Below are 528 nucleotides of genomic sequence, written 5' to 3'. Positions count from 1 at the left end.
AGCCGCCTTCGGCGAACTTGGGCGTACCGCTGAATGCCGAGGTGATGAGCGAGCCCAGAGCGCCCGTCTTGCTGTCGAAAAGCGTATTGATCGACATGTCCGCCAGCTTGTCGATGACGCGGCCGAGCGCATTGGTGAGCGCGTCCGCCGCCGATGTGCCGTTGCGGATGTCGGAAATGAAGCCCGACATGGTGTCCCTGCCGAGATCGACCATGTCCTCGGCCTTCTGCCGCACCATATTCTGGCTCTCCTGCAGCTGCGCCGCCGCCACGGACGCATCGGCATAGGCATCCGCCAGCGTTGCAATGTTCTCGCGCAGCTGCGGCGTGATGGTGAGACCCGCCTCCTGTGCCGCCTGCAACAGGTCGAATTCAGCACGCGCCCGCTCGACGGCGGCACCGTAGTCGTCCAGCAGCGGATTGATGCCGGCCTGCGCCGCCGTCTCAGCGTTCAGAGCGGCGGTGCGCTGCTGGATCATCTGCGTCAGCCGCTCATAGTCGTTCTGCCGCTCACGCGATGTCTTGCCCG

1 pseudogene is annotated in these 528 nt (G+C 65.2%); it reads right to left on the bottom strand.

The features are described from left to right. A pseudogene (locus KIP89_RS00005) lies at positions 1–528 on the bottom strand (tape measure protein); the annotation flags it as partial.

The organism is Ancylobacter radicis (assembly GCF_018449475.1).
Classification (GTDB): Bacteria; Pseudomonadota; Alphaproteobacteria; order Rhizobiales; family Xanthobacteraceae; genus Ancylobacter; species Ancylobacter radicis.
Note: the sequence above shows the minus strand (reverse complement) of the source record. Positions and strands in the feature narration are given on the sequence as shown.